The sequence below is a fragment of the Pseudomonas sp. BP11-1-1 genome, from assembly GCF_052112105.1.
In the GTDB taxonomy this organism is placed as follows: domain Bacteria; phylum Pseudomonadota; class Gammaproteobacteria; order Pseudomonadales; family Pseudomonadaceae; genus Aquipseudomonas; species Aquipseudomonas alvandae.
The window spans coordinates 183,969-198,986 of sequence record NZ_JAUTYU010000006.1 but is presented as its reverse complement, the minus strand read 5'-3'; the positions used below and the strand labels follow the sequence as shown (position 1 = coordinate 198,986).

Genomic DNA, 15,018 nt, shown 5'->3' with positions numbered 1-15,018 from the left:
CTTTTGTGGCGAGGAAGCTTGCTCCTGCCGGGCTCCGTAGGAGCTGGCGAAGCCTGCGATCTTTTGATCTTTCGCTTAGGGTCCAAGTGTTCTTGAAAAGATCGCAGCCTCGCTTCGCTCGGCAGCTCCTACGGGCCCAGCGAGGATAAATCCCCTCGCCACGGATTGCGGGCGGCTTGACCCACCGTGGCGAGGGAGCTTGCTCCCGTTGGCTGCGAAGCAGCCTCAAAAGCTCAATCAGGCAGTAAAGTCACTGGCATGCAGCTCCTTGACGCCCACCAGGGCGAGTTCGAACTCGGCGGTGGCGTCGGCGTTGGTACTGCCGTAGAGGATGCCGTCGACAAACCGCAACTGGCCGGTGGCGTTGGTGGTGTCGAAGGCGTTGCTGCCGATGAAGGTGAACGCATCGTGGGTGGCGGTCAGCGGGTTGGCGTCGAGGCCGGTGAGGTCGAGTTTATCCAACTCGGTGGTCTTGAACCCGTTGATCACGTCCCGTGCCGCGCCGACGCCCATGTCCGACAGCGCGCCAAACGCATAGGTGTCCGCGCCCGTGCCCCCCGTGAGGTTATCGGTGCCCGCGCCGCCAATCAGCCGGTCATCGCCCGAGCCGCCCACCAAGGTGTCGTTGCCCGCGCCACCGTTGAGGATGTTTCCGGCGCTGTTACCCGACAGCGTGTCAGCGTAGGCACTGCCGGTCAGGTTCTCGATGAACTTCAAAGTGTCCAGCCCCGAACCCACGGTGTTCTGCTGCGCAGACGTCGACAGATTCACGGTCACCCCGGCCAGGGCCCGCTCGAACGACACCGTGTCGTTGCCATCGCGTCCGTCGAGGATGTTGTCGCCGGCACCGGCGAACAGCGTGTTGTCCAGTGCGTTACCGGTCCCGTTGGCGGCGCCGGCGCTGTCGATGTACAGGTTCTCGACGTTGTTGCCCAAGGTGTAGGCCGCCAGGCTGCTGTGGACGCTGTCCTTGCCGCCGGACACCGGATTGCTGCTGGTCTCGATCACCGTGTCGCTGGCGTTGTCGACGTAGTACGTGTCGTTACCGTCGCCGCCGCTCATGCTGTCGGCCCCCGCAGCGCCATCGAGCACGTTGTTGGCAACGTTGCCGGTGATGAAGTTGCGCCGCTCGTTGCCGGTGCCGTCGATGTCCGACACGCCGGTCAGCACCAGGTTTTCCAAGTTGGCGCCCAAGGTCCAACTCACCGACGCCTGCACCGTATCGATCTGCGAGGTCGAAGTGTTGGTTTCCACCACGCTGTCGAACGCGTTGTCGACGATGTAGATGTCGTTGCCATCGCCACCGGTCAAGGTGTCGGCGCCCAAGTCACCGTCCAGCGTGTCGTTGCCGGCGCTACCCACCAGCGTATCGTCCTGGTCGGTACCGAAGATTTTCCCGCCCTCGTTCTGCGCGCCGTCGAAAATGTCCTGCACGCTATTGTTGTCGTTAGGGTTGCCTTGGAAACCGAGGTCATCGGCGATGTAGTCCGCCAGGCGCTGGCCGACGATTTCCGCCGACTCTTCGTGCAAGTGCCAGACGTCATCGGGATACACCAGCGGGTCGACTTCATAGCGCAAGGGCAGGTCGGTGTAGTCCACGGCCAACTTGACGTCGGCGCGCTCGGCGGCGATGGCTTCCTGGGTGGCGCGGACATAGCCGACACCGTCGACGATGGCGGCGATCTTGTCTTCGGCATAACCACGGGCACGTGCCGCGTCCTGCTCGTAGTGACCGGTCTCCATCATGTACACGGTGAAATTGCCAAACTGGGCGTGCAGGTAATCGAAAACCTTCAACGTCGCCGCCTTATAGGCCGCCGCAGCCGCTGCCTTGTCCGTGGCCCGGGCGATTTCCTGGGCGGCTTCCTCGCCCTGGCCCCAGATGATGCCCATGGTCACGTTGTCGATGGCCTTCAGTTCGGTGAGTTGGTCGCGCAGCAACGTCACGGCCCGCAACAATGCCGGCCCGGGTTGATTGGTGTCGGTCAGCCACCAGCATAATTTCAGCTCCTCGGCGCCCAGCGTCGACAAGCCGTTGACCGTGCTGCCACCTACCGCGATGTCGATACCGTTGCCATCGGCGTCGGTGAACTGGCTGCGCACGTCATAGGTGGTGTACTTGTCCAGGTCATTGACCAGCATCGAGGTGCCGGATTGATCGTCGTCTTCGGTCATGCGCAGCAGGCGTGCGTTGGATTGGCCGAGGGTCGGCAAGTAGAGGATGTCCTGCTGGGCGCGTTCGCCGAAGACGAAATCACTGGCGGTGAGGGTGTTTAGGTAGTTGCCGTTCAGCGCGATCTCGAAGCGATTGCCATCGGCGTCGGCCTCGCTCGACTTGACGTAGGTCTTGTCGCCGGCGGCGTTCAGGGTCATGTAGAGCGTGCCGTTGCTGCCATCGCCGAGGCCGGTGAAGCCCAGCGCGGACACGTCGATCTTGTCCACGCCGACGGTGAAATCGTAGATCGTGTCCGTGGCCGTGACGCCTCCGGTGTCGTAGTCGCGGTAGCTGTCGGACAGGTTGCTGTAGCGGAACGTGTCGGCACCGTCGCCGCCATACAACGAGTCGCGCCCGGCACCGCCGTCGATGATGTCCGCGCCCGTGCCGGCCTTGATGGTGTCGCTGCCGCCCAGGCCGAGGATCAGGTCGGCGCCAGCCGTGCCGTTGAGGGTTTCGGCATTGGCGGTGCCGGTGATGGTGTTGGCGGGGGAGTCGGCCACGGTCAGGGCAAAGCTATCACTCACCGATGCGCCCGAAGGGTCGGTGGCCTTGACCAGCACGTCGTAGTTGCCGGCGGCGGTGTTGGTTGGGGTGCCGCTGAAGGTCAGGTTGGTGGCGTTGAATGTCAGCCACGAGGGCAGGGCGCTGCCGTTGGCGAGGGTCGCGGTGTAGGTCAGTACATCCTGGTTGGCGTCGCTGAAGCTGTTGCTCGCCACGGTGTATTTGAACGGCGTGCTTTCACTGGCGTTCTGGTCCAGCAGCGGGATGACCACCACCGGCGCCACGTTGGTCGGGGTGTTCTGGTCGGCGAAGACGAAGTGATTGGCCGTCAGGCTGCTGACGAAGTTGCCCGCCATTGAGATTTCGAAGCGGTTGCCGTTGGCATCGACCGTGAGGTCCTTGAGGTAGGTGCGGTTGGTCGACGAACTGTACGTGACCTGCAAAGTGCCGTTGAGCCCGTTGCCCAGGCCCGTATAGCCCAGGGCCGCGACGTCGATTTTGTCGGCGGCCACGTCGAAATCGAGGATCTGGTCGCTGGCGCTGGTGGAACCGGTGCGGTAGCTGTCGAGCTTGGAGGTGTAGCGGAACACGTCGGCGCCCGCGCCGCCGGTGAGTTTGTCGACGCCGGTGCCGCCCACCAGGATGTCGTTGCCGGCGGCGCCGTTGAGCGTGTCGTTGCCGGCGCCACCGAAGAGCTGCTCGTTGGCCGTGGTGCCGGTCAAGGTGTCGTTGTTCGGCGTGCCGTTGATCACCACGGAGGTGGGCACGTCCTGCACGGCCAGGGTAAAGCTGTCGCTGACCGTCGCGTTGCTGCCATCGGTCGCGGTGACCTGGATCGAGTAGGTGCCCGACGCGGTGTCCGGCGGGGTGCCGCTGAATGTGCGCGTGGCGGCGTTGAACGTCAGCCAGCTGGGCAGGGCGCTGCCATCGGCCAGCTTGGCGGTGTAGCTGAGGCTGTCGTTATCCGGATCGGTGAAGGCGGTGGCCGGCACCACGTAGCTGAAGGGGGTCTTCTCGGTGGCGTTCTGGTCCAGCAGCGGCGTCGCCACCACGGGGGCCTGGTTGACCGGTGAAGACGTGGCGAAGACGAAGTTGGCGTTGGTCAACTTGTCGAGGTAGTTGCCGTCCAGCGCCACCTCGAAGCGGTTGCCATTGGCATCCGCCTCCAGCGACTTGATGTAGGTCTTGGTGCCGGCGCTGTTGAGGACCAGGTAGACGGTGTTGTTCTTGCCATCGCCCAGGCCGGTGAAGCCCATGGCGGACAGGTCGATCTTGTCGGCGGCGATGTCGAAGTCGGTGATCAGGTCACCGAGGTTGGCGCCGCCGGTGTTGTAGTTGCGGTAGCTGTCCAGGCGGTTGGAGAACACGAAGGTATCGGCCCCGGCGCCGCCCGTGAGGGTGTCCATGCCGGCGCCGCCGTCGAGCTTGTCGTCGCCCGCGCCACCGCTGAGGCTGTCATTGCCCGCCAGGCCGAGCAGGGTGTCGGCCGCGTCGCTGCCCAGCAACGAATCGCTGCCGGCGGTGCCGGTGATGACCCGGTTGAAGATGAAATTGCTGGCCGTCAGGGTGCTTGCCAGGTTGCCCGACAGAATCAGCTCGAAGCGATTACCGCTGGCATCGGCGTCGAAGTCCTTGATGTAGGTGCGGTCGTTGCTGGCGCTGTAGCTGATTTGCAGGGTGCCGCCCCGGCCATTGCCCAGGCCGGTGAAGCCGAGGCCGGCGAGGTCGATCTTGTCCTGCGTCACGTCGAAGTCGGTGATGGTGTCGTCGAAACTGGTCGTGGCGTTGCGATAACTGTCGGACTGGCTGGCGAAGCGGAACGTATCGGCACCGGTTCCGCCGGTCAGTTTGTCGACCCCCGCGCCGCCCACCAGAATATCGGCCCCGGCTGCGGCATTGATGGTGTCGTTGCCGGCCGCGCCGTAGAAGATTTCGCTGGCGCTGGTGCCGGTGAGAATGTCGTTGCCCGCCGTGCCTTGCACGGTGGTCATCGGCACCGTGGCGCTGACGTAGCTGCCGTCACCGTAGACCAGCGTCGCGCCCTTGCTGGTGTGGCTGATGGTGTTGGCAATGATCGCGTTGCGATCGGTGCCGTCTTCGTTGCGCTCGGCGACGCCGTAGGTGGACAGGTTGCTGCCGCTGATCACGTTGCCCTGGATCAGGTTGTCGCTGCCGTTGAAGTATTTGCCGGACACGCCGAGGGTATCGTCGTAGGACTGGATGATGATCTCCGGCACCGCGCTGCCCAGGGCGTTGTTGTTGAGCGTGTTGTCGATGATGTCGACGTGGTTGCTGCCGTAGATGCGGATGCCGGCGCTGGTATTGTCGTGGATGTCGACGCCGGTGACGGTCACTTCACTGGAGAGCTTGACCAGCACCCCTTCGGCGCCGTTGCCGTACACCTCGCCGCCGGTGATGGTGATGTTGCTGGGCGAGGGGATGTCTTCGCTGCCGCGCTGCACCACGATGCCGTTGCCACCGTTGCCGTAGGCAACGTTATTGGTCAGGGTGAAATCGTGGGTGCTGGTGACGACGTTGAAACCGTGGCGGTCGTTGTCGTAGGCGACGTTGTTTTCGAAGGTGCTGTCGCTGAGGAAGTCGGCGACGAAACCATCGAGGCCGTTGCCGTGGGAGACGCTGTTCTTGATGACCATGTTGACGGTCTGCTCGTGGGGGTCGAAACCGTACCCGGAGCAATCCTTGATCTCGACGCTGTCGAGGGTGACGTTGGAGTCGTAGCCTTCTTCGCCGGGGATGTAGCCGTTGAACCAGCCATCCACCTTGCCGGTGGTGGCGTCGCGGTTGCCGTCGATGGTGAGGTTGCTGACACCGAAATCGTGGGTTTCCTCGCCATAGGCCGAACGGATGATGCCGGTGATCTTGGTGTCGGAACCATCGGCCAGCTTGACCGTGGTGTCGCCCATGCCGTCGCCGTACAGGTAGACGTTGCTCTTGAGCATCAAGCAGCCATCGGACGGTTCCTCGCCCCCCGAAACGATGTAGGTGCCGGTGGGCATGTAGACCTGCCCACCGCCCGCGGCTGCCGCCGCATCGATCGCACTTTGAATGGCCGCCGTGTCGTCAGTAACGCCATCTCCTTTGGCGCCAAAATCTTGTACGTTGAAAATCATGGACTTATCTCCGTATCAGGCTAAAAACCTCGTTGGATGCCAATATTCCATCGGCGACCACGGTGTTATGACCCAACGGAGTGAAAAAGTTGTGACCGCGCATCGGGGAAGTGTCAAAAAACTGATAAACGGTTAGGCGGAATTTCAGATGTGTAACATTTCCTTGACGCTTTTTCGGACTAAACATCGAACCCTGTGGGAGCGGGCTTGCTCGCGAAGACGGTATGTCAGCCACATCGATGTCGCTTGAACTGCCGCTTTCGCGAGCAAGCCCGCTCCCACACGAGGTACTCCGGTGGCGTGGCCTTTCCTTGATTGGCATCAACCCCACCACAACGCCTGCGCGATACCCTCGAATCAACCATTCGCCCCGCCGAAAAAGGGTTGCCATGACTTATCCGCTGTTTCTCACACTGCACCTGTTCGCCGCGCTGATCTTCATCGGCACGGTGTTTTTCGAGGTGTTGTTCCTGGAAAACATCCGCAAGCAGTTGCCCAATAAAGTGATGGTGCTGCTGGAGCATGGCATCAGCCGGCGTGCCCGGCAGTTGATGCCGTGGGTGTTGCTGGTGTTGTTTGGCGCGGGCATCGCCATGGTCTGGCTGCGTTATCGGCCGGTGCTGGCTGCGCCGCTGCAATCGTCGTTCGGTGTGTTGCTGGGGCTCAAGATCCTGCTCGCCGCCAGCGTATTGGGGCATTTTCTCTGGGCCATGTGGTTGTTTCGAAGCGGTCGCATGAATGCGGGCTACGTCCAGTTCATTCATACCAGCGTGTTCCTGCACATGGTCGCGATCGTGCTGCTGGCCAAGGGCATGTTCTACCTGAGCTGGTAGTCGCTGCGGGACGCTTGATACAGGTCAAGGCGCCCACACGGGATAAGCCCGACACTGTTGCCGTGCGAGCCACTCGGAGATTGTCATGTTCGACCTGTTCCATTCCCCCGGTGACCGCCCATCCGGGCGACCCCCTGCGGTGGCGGACTTCGATTGTCCGGTCGGTACACGCAAGTTCCACGGCGGCATCGGCTCGCTCGACTTGCTCAGGGGCTTGCGCGCCAGCCGGCAGAAACGCCGTCCGCTGTCGCTGACGGTGCACCTGCCATCGCGCTTGCGGCTGGCCTCCTGCTCGCCCCTGGCCAGCGTGTGCCAGTGCGGCGAAATCGACGGCTACCTGCAACGCCTGACCTACGAACTGGGCCTGGTCGCCTGCCACCTCGGCAGCGGGCGACGGGTCGAGCAGTTTTGCCTGACCGGTGGAACCCCGGTGATTACCCATCTGCAACGGTTGATGAGCGATCTGCGCAAACGCTTCGATTTCTGCGAAAGCGGCGACCACAGCATCGAGGTCGACCTGCACCATACCGACTGGTCGACCATGGGCCTGATCCGCGACCAAGGCTTCACCCATGTCAGCATCGGCGTGCCCGACATCGGTGTCGACAGCGAGCTGTCGGTCGATTGCTACCAGAACCCGGCGCCGATCCATTCGCTGATCGATGCGGCGCGGACCTTTGGTTTTCGCTCCATCAACATTGACCTAGGCTACGGCCACGCTTGGCAGACGCCCCGGAGTTTCGCCCAGAAACTGGCGACCTTGATCGAGCTGGAGCCGGATCGCCTGCACGTTTTCGATTATGCCCGCGCGCCTTATCGCTATCGTTCGAAGAACGCCGGAGGCGCCGGGGCCTTTTGCAGCGAGGCCGACAAAGACGCGATGCGTCGCGCTTGCTGCGAACAGCTGGTCGCGGCGGGTTATCACTACATCGGCCTGGGTCAGTTTGTCCGGGCTGACGACGACCTGGCCGTGGCCCAGGAGCACGGCCGACTGCATCGCAACTGCCAGGGATTTACCCGGCATGGTTGCTGTGACCACGTCGGCCTCGGCTTGGCGGCCATCACCCAGATCGAACAGCTTTATGTGCAGAACACCGATGACCTGCTGCGGTACTGCCAGCAGCTCGACGCCGGGCAGTTGCCGGTGTGTCGTGGCTGGCGTTGCGAAGCGCAGGACCAGATCCGGGCGACCGTCACCGAACAGTTGTCCTGCGACCTGGAGTTGGATATTCCCGCCGTCGAGTCGCGTTTCGGCCTGGTGTTTCGCGAACATTTCGCGGCCATCTGGCCACAGTTGGAGCAGTTGCACGCTCAGGGATTGATCGAGCTGTCGAGCCGTTTCATCGGCATCCTGCCCGCCGGGCGCCTGAGCGTGGACGCGATCTGCAACCTGTTCGACCCCGCACTGGATAACGCAGGCCATAACTCTTTTGAGAAGTTGAACCCTTCATGAACGCTGCCTCCGCTTTCAATCGCGCCCTGGTCGAAAAATACGATCGTCCAGGGCCGCGCTACACGTCGTATCCCACCGCGCCACAGTTTCACCCGGCGTTCGCCATGGACGAATATCGCCAGGCCGCCCAGCGCAGCAACCAGGCCCCGGTGCCCAAGCCGCTGTCGGTGTACATCCACATCCCGTTCTGCCAGAGCCTTTGTTATTACTGCGCCTGCAACAAGATCATCACCCGCAAGACCCACCGCGCCGCCGAGTACCTGACCTACCTCAAGCGCGAAATTGCCTTGCAGGCCAGCTTGTTCGACCGCTCCCGCAAGTTGACCCAACTGCACCTGGGCGGCGGCACACCCACCTACCTGACCCATGAGCAACTGGCTGACCTGATGGACTGCCTGCACCAGTCGTTCGACATGGATGACAGCGACGCCCACGAATTTTCCATCGAAGTCGACCCGCGCACGATCGACGCCGAGCAGGTCCAAGGCTTGCGTCAGTTGGGGTTCAATCGCCTGAGCTTCGGTATCCAGGATTTCGACGCGCAGGTGCAAGCCGCCGTCAATCGCATACAAAGCGAAGCGCAAGTCGCCGAACTGGTGGCGGCCGCGCGGCGGGCACGGTTCAAGTCGGTCAGCGTCGATCTGATCTATGGCCTGCCGTTGCAGACCATCGCCAGTTTCGACGTCACCCTGGACAAGATCATCGCCCTGCGTCCCGACCGGATCGCGGCGTACAGCTACGCGCACCTGCCGCAGCGGGTGAGGGCGCAACGGATGATCCGCCCCGAGGACATGCCGCCACCGGAGCGCAAGCTGGAGTTGCTGGAACTGACCATCAATCGCCTGACCGAGGCCGGCTACGTGTACATCGGCATGGACCACTTCGCGCTGCCGGACGACGAACTGGTGCGCGCCCGTGCCGAGGGTACGTTGCAACGTAATTTCCAGGGCTATTCCACCCACGCCGATTGCGATTTGATCGGCCTGGGCGTGTCCTCGATCGGCAAGGTCGGTGACAGCTACAACCAGAACGTCAAGGAGCTTTCCCAGTATTACGCGCGCCTGGACCAGGGCTTGTTGCCGGTCCAGCGCGGTTACCGCCTGAGCGATGATGACCGCTTGCGCCGCGAAGTGATCAGCGAGCTGATGTGCCACGGCCAGATCGATTTCGGCCGGATCGAGGCCGCCCACGGCATTCGTTTTGCCGATTACTTCGGCGAGGCGCTGGATAAGCTTCAGGAACTGGTGGGTGATGGGCTGCTGGACATTCGTGCCGACTCGCTGGTGTTGCTGCCCCAAGGGCAACTGATGATGCGTAACGTGGCGATGGCCTTCGACGCGTACCTGGCGGGGGGACAGACGGTGCAGTATTCGCGTACGGTTTGATGTCTTGGCTGCAAGTGTGGTGGGACTGCTCTTGTGGCGAGGGGATTTATCCCCGCTGGGCTGCGAAGCAGTCCCAAAGCAGCGAGCACTACCTAACAGACATACCGAGGTGTCAGGTTTTAGGGCTGCTTCGCAACCCAGCGGGGATAAATCCCCTCGCCACAGGGGTTCTGTTTTCCGTTCGAACGGTTCAGCGCAGGGCGTTTTTCAGAAACGGTGCCGTACGGCTCTCCTTGCAAGCTGCCACCACCTGCGGCACACCGCTCACCACGACCTTCCCACCCTGCGTCCCAGCCCCCGGGCCGATGTCGATGACCCAGTCGCTCTGCGCCACCACCCGCATGTCATGTTCCACCACGACCACGGTATGGCCTTCGTCCACCAGGCGATTCAGTTGCACCAGCAAACGATCGACGTCCTGGGGATGCAGGCCGTTGGTGGGCTCGTCCAGCACGTACAGCGTCGCGCCCCGGGCCTTGCGTTGCAGTTCCGTCGCCAGCTTGATCCGCTGGGCCTCGCCGCCGGACAGTTCGGTGGCCGGTTGGCCGAGGCGCAGGTAGCCCAGGCCGATGTCCTGCAGCACCTGTAGCGAACGCCGGGCTGCCGCTTGTTCGGCGAAGACTTCCATGGCCTGGTTCACTGTCAGTTGCAGCACCTGGGCGATGTCCAGGCCTTCCCAACGCACTTCCAGGGTCTGCGGGTTGTAGCGGGCGCCGTGGCAGGTCGGGCAGGGGGCATAGACGCTGGGCATGAACAGCAACTCCACACTGACGAAGCCTTCGCCTTCGCAGGTTTCGCAACGGCCCTTGGCGACGTTGAAGGAAAATCGCCCGGCGTCGTATCCCAAGGCCTGGGCCTGTTCGGTTGCGGCGAAGAGCTTGCGCACGTGGTCGAACAGTCCGGTGTAGGTGGCGAGGTTGGAGCGCGGCGTGCGGCCGATGGGTTTCTGGTCGACCCGGACCAGGCGTTTTATCCGTTCGAGCCCGGCGGTGACCTGGCCACCGCTGGCCTGCACCGGTTCGTCTTCCAGGCTTTGTTCTTCGGCCTCGACGGTGGCGCTGGGCTGGCCCAGGTGCGCGCCAACAAGATCCAGCAAAGCCTGGCTGACCAGGCTCGATTTGCCCGAGCCGGAAATGCCGGTCACCGCCGTGAAGCAACCCAGGGGAAACGCCGCGCTGAGGTTGTCGAGGTTGTTGCGGGTGATGCCTTCCAGGCGCAGCCAATCCTTGGTTTTACGTGGGGTTCGCGCGGTGACGTGTTCTTCGGCAAACAAGTAGGCGCGGGTCTTGGACTCGGCCACTTGCCCCAGGCCTTCGGGCGGACCGCTGTAGAGAATCTTGCCACCTTGCTCGCCCGCGTCGGGGCCGACATCGATGAGCCAGTCGGCGCGGCGCATGGTGTCCAGGTCATGCTCGACCACAAACACCGAATTACCCGCCGCCTTCAGGCGTTGCAGGGCGCCGAAGAGGGCTTCGCTGTCGGCCGGGTGCAAACCGGCGGAGGGTTCGTCCAGCACGTAGATCACGCCGAACAGCTGGGAATTGAGCTGGGTCGCCAGGCGCAGGCGTTGCAGTTCGCCGGAGGACAGTGTCGGCGTGCTGCGCTCCAGGGCCAGGTAGCCGAGGCCGAGGTCGATCAGCGTGACGATGCGTTCGAGCAGTTCGGCGGCAATGCGCTGGGCGGCCAGGCGTTTTTCCAGGGACAGGTTGGGCGTGTGGCGCGCGTCAGGCCCGCCGGCGTGCGGGTTGTCGCCCCTGGCTGCGCGTTGCTCGCGGGCTTCGCGGGTCTGGCGGTGGGTGAGCACATCGCCCGGCTCTTCGGGTTGCTCCAGATAGTCGGGCGCAGCGACGGCCTTGAGCACTTCGGCCAATTCCAGCAACGACAGGTTGGACAACTCGGCGATGTCCAGCCCGGCGAAGGTAACGGTCAGCGCCTCGCGCTTGAGGCGCTTGCCGTCGCAGGCGGGGCAGGGGCTGGCGCGCATGTATTGGGCCACGCGCTTGCGCATCTGCGCGCTTTGCGAATGCATGAAAGTGTGCAGCAGGTAGCGCCGGGCGCCGCTGAAGGTGCCCTGGTAGCTGGGTTCGAGCTTGCGCTTGAGGGCTTCGCGGGTCTGGGCCGGGGTGAGCCCGGCGTACACCGGGACAGTGGGCGTCTCTTCGGTGAAGAGGATCCAGTCGCGTTGTTTCTTCGGCAGGTCGCGCCAGGGAATGTCGACGTCATAGCCAAGGGTCACCAGGATGTCCCGCAGGTTCTGGCCTTGCCACGCCATGGGCCAGGCGGCCACGGCGCGTTCGCGGATGGTCAGCGAAGGGTCGGGCACCATGGTGGCTTCGGTCACTTCGTGGACTCGGCCCAAACCGTGGCACGCCGGGCAGGCGCCCTGGGGCGTGTTGGGCGAGAAGTCCTCGGCATAGAGCATCGGCTGGTCCGCCGGGTAACTGCCGGCGCGGGAGTAGAGCATGCGGATCAGGCTCGACAACGTGGTGACGCTGCCCACCGAGGACCGCGCGCTCGGCGTGCCGCGTTGCTGCTGCAAGGCGACCGCGGGTGGCAGGCCTTCGATGTTGTCCACGTCGGGCACGCCCACCTGGTCAATCAGCCGCCGCGCGTAAGGCGCGACCGACTCGAAGTAGCGACGCTGGGCTTCGGCGTAGAGGGTGGAGAAAGCCAGCGAGGACTTGCCGGAGCCCGACACGCCGGTGAACACCACCAGGGCATCGCGAGGGATGTCGACATCGACGTTCTTGAGATTGTGTTCGCGGGCGCCACGCACCCGGACGAAACCGGTGCCAGCGGCGGAAGCAGGGGTGAAGCGTGGAGGCATCGGGGATTCCTTGTGAGGGTCGGTGCGTTACGCGCGGTGAGGAGCGGACTGCAGCACAGCGCTGATCATTATGCGACCGGGTTCGACCGTTTGGGTGCGAAAAGAATTCCTGCTGTCTGCGCCGAACCGCTTTCGTGGCGAGGAGTCCCCGCCGCGTCGTTGACGCTGCGCTGTCGCGCAGGGAAACCGGTCTTGTGGCGAGGGGATTTATCCCCGCTGGGCTGCGCAGCGGCCCCAAACCAAACAACTCGGTGTGCCAGTAAGGTCAAAGTCGTTGCTTATGGGGCTGCTGCGCAGCCCAGCGGGGATAAATCCCCTCGCCACAAATGTTTCGATCGGCTTGGAACACAAGACTGCCACAGTTGGCTGTGTAAAACCGCCGCAGCTGGTTTTCCGCCAAGTTGATTTCAATCAAGGGCCGAGGGCAGGGGCGAGCCGCAGAATGGTCGCCAAGATCCTGTCTTCAAGCCCTGGCGCTCATGACCCGTCCCTTAGCGATGCTGCACCCATCCCGTTCCTGGTTTCCCGGGCTGTTCCTTCTACTGCTGATACTTGCCGGCATTGCCCAGGCCAAGGACTACGGTGAAATCGAGCAACAACGCATCCATCACGTCCTGGGCCAGGTCGATTCGACTTCCGAACCCGAAGGCCCTTTCAAGGTTCGCAAGCTCTCCGCCGCCGGCAAGGTCGTAGGCTACGTGTTCCAAAGCCTGGATGTGGTGAACATCCCGGCCTATTCAGGCAAACCGATAAACGTCCAGGTGGTCCTCGATCCCGCCGGTGTGATCCTCGACGCCTACGTGCTGGAACACCACGAACCGATCCTGCTGATCGGCATCGCCGAAGAAAAACTCCACGCCTTCAGCGCACGCTACAGCGGCATCAAGGTCAACCAGCGCGTGGTGGTGGGGCATTCCAGCGACCCGAATGCGGTGACGGTCGATGCGATCGCCGGCGCCACCGTGACGGCCATGGTGGTCAACGAAGTCATCATGCGCGCCGCCCACGACATCGCCGTGTCCCTGGGCCTGGTCAAGGGCGATGCCGGATTGGCCGTGGCGCCGGCCCGCGTGCGGGACGATTTCTACCAGCCCGCCGATTGGACCACCCTGGTGGGCAACGGCGCGGTGCGGCGCCTGCACCTGACCCGTGGCCAGGTCGACGCCTCGTTCAAAGGCACCGAAGCCGAACACGTCGAAACCGCCAGTGGCGAGCAGGTGAACGACACCTTCATCGACCTCTACGTCACCCACCTCAACCCACCCACCATCGGCCGCAATCTGCTGGGCGAGACGCAGTACCGCACGCTGATGGCCGAGCTCAAGCCAGGCGAGCAGGCGATCGCGGTGATGGGCAGCGGCCGCTATTCGTTCAAGGGCTCGGGCTACGTGCGCGGGGGGATTTTCGACCGGGTGCAATTGCGCCAGTCCGGCGACACCATCAGTTTCCGCGACCTGGATTTCCAACGCCTGGATGACGTCGCTGCCGCCGACATGCCGGACTTCGACGAGATGGCGATCTTCATCATTCGCGCCGCCCACCGTTTCGACCCCGGCGCGCCGTGGAGCCTGGAACTGCTGGTGCGGCGCCAGACCGGGCCGGTCAGCGGTACCTTCAGCAGTTTCGAACTCGGCTACCAACTGCCCGAGCCTTATCTGGAGCGGCCATTGCCGACGGCCGAGCAACTGGCGGCGGCCGAAGAGGCCAGCCGACCGATGTGGCTGACCCTCTGGTACCAGAAAAGCGTCGAGATCAGCGTGCTCGGCGCCGCGTTGCTGGTGCTGACGGCGATCCTGTTTTTCCAGGACTCCCTGGCCCGGCGTCCAACGTTGCTGCATTGGGTGCGTCGCGGTTACCTGGTGTTCACCGTGGTGTTCCTCGGCGGCGTCGCGCTGGCGCAGTTGTCGGTGGTCAACGTACTGACCTTCGTCCACGCGCTGTTCGAAGGTTTCCGCTGGGAACTGTTCCTCACCGATCCGCTGATCTTCATCCTCTGGGTGTTCACCGCCGCCAGCATCCTGCTCTGGGGACGCGGGGTGTTCTGCGGCTGGCTGTGCCCCTTCGGCGCGTTGCAGGAACTGATCAACGAGCTGGCGCGCAAGCTCAAGGTGCCGCAATACGAGCTGCCGTTCGCCGTTCATGAGCGCCTGTGGGCAATCAAGTACATCATTTTGCTGGTGCTGTTCGGCGTCTCGCTGGAGTCGATGGCCACCGCCGAGCGACTGGCCGAAGTGGAGCCGTTCAAGACCGCCATTACCCTCAAGTTCAATCGCCAGTGGTGGTTCGTCGCCTACGCGGCGGGGCTGCTGCTGATCAACCTGTTCACCCGCAAAGTCTATTGCCGCTACGTCTGCCCACTCGGCGCCGCGCTGGCGATGCCAACCCGGCTGCGCCTGTTCGATTGGCTCAAGCGCCGCAAGGAGTGCGGCAACCCGTGCCAACTGTGCGCCAAGGAATGCGAGATCCAGGCGATCCACCCCGACGGCCGGATCAACGCCAACGAATGCCACTACTGCCTCGACTGCCAGATGACCTGGCACAACGAAAACAAATGCCCGCCCTTGATCAACAAGCGCAAGAAACGTGGCAAGGCAAACCCGGCCGACCCGCAACGAATCCCGGTGGTGCAGGTGGAGCCGACGCCTTGAAAGGCGCGCAAGACCTGGCCTC

General features: G+C 63.4%; 6 protein-coding genes. 4 read left to right on the top strand and 2 right to left on the bottom strand.

Features of this window, described 5'->3' with window-relative positions:
• Positions 1 to 237: 237 nt before the first annotated feature.
• The gene (locus tag Q7C33_RS15150; protein WP_407683678.1) at positions 238 to 5,850 is read right to left on the bottom strand and encodes a putative Ig domain-containing protein; all 5,613 of its coding nucleotides are present in this window, start codon (positions 5,848 to 5,850) and stop codon (positions 238 to 240) included.
• 389 nt (positions 5,851 to 6,239) lie between these two features.
• On the opposite strand from Q7C33_RS15150, the gene Q7C33_RS15145 reads away from it, so the two are divergent.
• The 3 genes from Q7C33_RS15145 to hemN all read left to right on the top strand — a co-directional run bounded on the left by Q7C33_RS15145 (position 6,240) and on the right by hemN (position 9,521).
• On the top strand, positions 6,240 to 6,683 hold the full coding sequence (locus Q7C33_RS15145; protein WP_407683677.1) for a CopD family copper resistance protein: 444 nt from the start codon (positions 6,240 to 6,242) through the stop codon (positions 6,681 to 6,683).
• A gap of 85 nt (positions 6,684 to 6,768) precedes the next feature.
• The gene (locus tag Q7C33_RS15140; protein ID WP_323155292.1) at positions 6,769 to 8,136 is read left to right on the top strand and encodes a coproporphyrinogen III oxidase; all 1,368 of its coding nucleotides are present in this window, start codon (positions 6,769 to 6,771) and stop codon (positions 8,134 to 8,136) included.
• Positions 8,133 to 9,521, top strand: coding sequence for an oxygen-independent coproporphyrinogen III oxidase (gene hemN / locus Q7C33_RS15135; RefSeq protein WP_198797366.1), 1,389 nt, complete (start codon positions 8,133 to 8,135; stop codon positions 9,519 to 9,521). Before Q7C33_RS15140 ends, hemN begins: the two co-directional genes overlap by 4 nt.
• Positions 9,522 to 9,711: 190 nt before the next feature.
• Here the strand turns inward: hemN and Q7C33_RS15130 are convergent, their stop codons facing one another.
• Complete coding sequence (locus tag Q7C33_RS15130) at positions 9,712 to 12,348, bottom strand: excinuclease ABC subunit A (protein WP_407683676.1); 2,637 nt, start codon at positions 12,346 to 12,348, stop codon at positions 9,712 to 9,714.
• Between the two features lie 497 nt (positions 12,349 to 12,845).
• On the opposite strand from Q7C33_RS15130, the gene nosR reads away from it, so the two are divergent.
• Positions 12,846 to 14,996, top strand: a complete 2,151-nt coding sequence (nosR, locus tag Q7C33_RS15125; protein ID WP_407683749.1) for a transcriptional regulator NosR — start codon at positions 12,846 to 12,848, stop codon at positions 14,994 to 14,996.
• Positions 14,997 to 15,018: the final 22 nt, after the last annotated feature.

Coding starts and splice junctions, on each gene's coding strand:
- Q7C33_RS15150 (WP_407683678.1), bottom strand. CDS start 5,850: ATGATTTTCAACGTACAAGATTTTGGCGCCAAAGGAGATGGCGTTACT.
- Q7C33_RS15145 (WP_407683677.1), top strand. CDS start 6,240: ATGACTTATCCGCTGTTTCTCACACTGCACCTGTTCGCCGCGCTGATC.
- Q7C33_RS15140 (WP_323155292.1), top strand. CDS start 6,769: ATGTTCGACCTGTTCCATTCCCCCGGTGACCGCCCATCCGGGCGACCC.
- hemN (WP_198797366.1), top strand. CDS start 8,133: ATGAACGCTGCCTCCGCTTTCAATCGCGCCCTGGTCGAAAAATACGAT.
- Q7C33_RS15130 (WP_407683676.1), bottom strand. CDS start 12,348: ATGCCTCCACGCTTCACCCCTGCTTCCGCCGCTGGCACCGGTTTCGTC.
- nosR (WP_407683749.1), top strand. CDS start 12,846: ATGCTGCACCCATCCCGTTCCTGGTTTCCCGGGCTGTTCCTTCTACTG.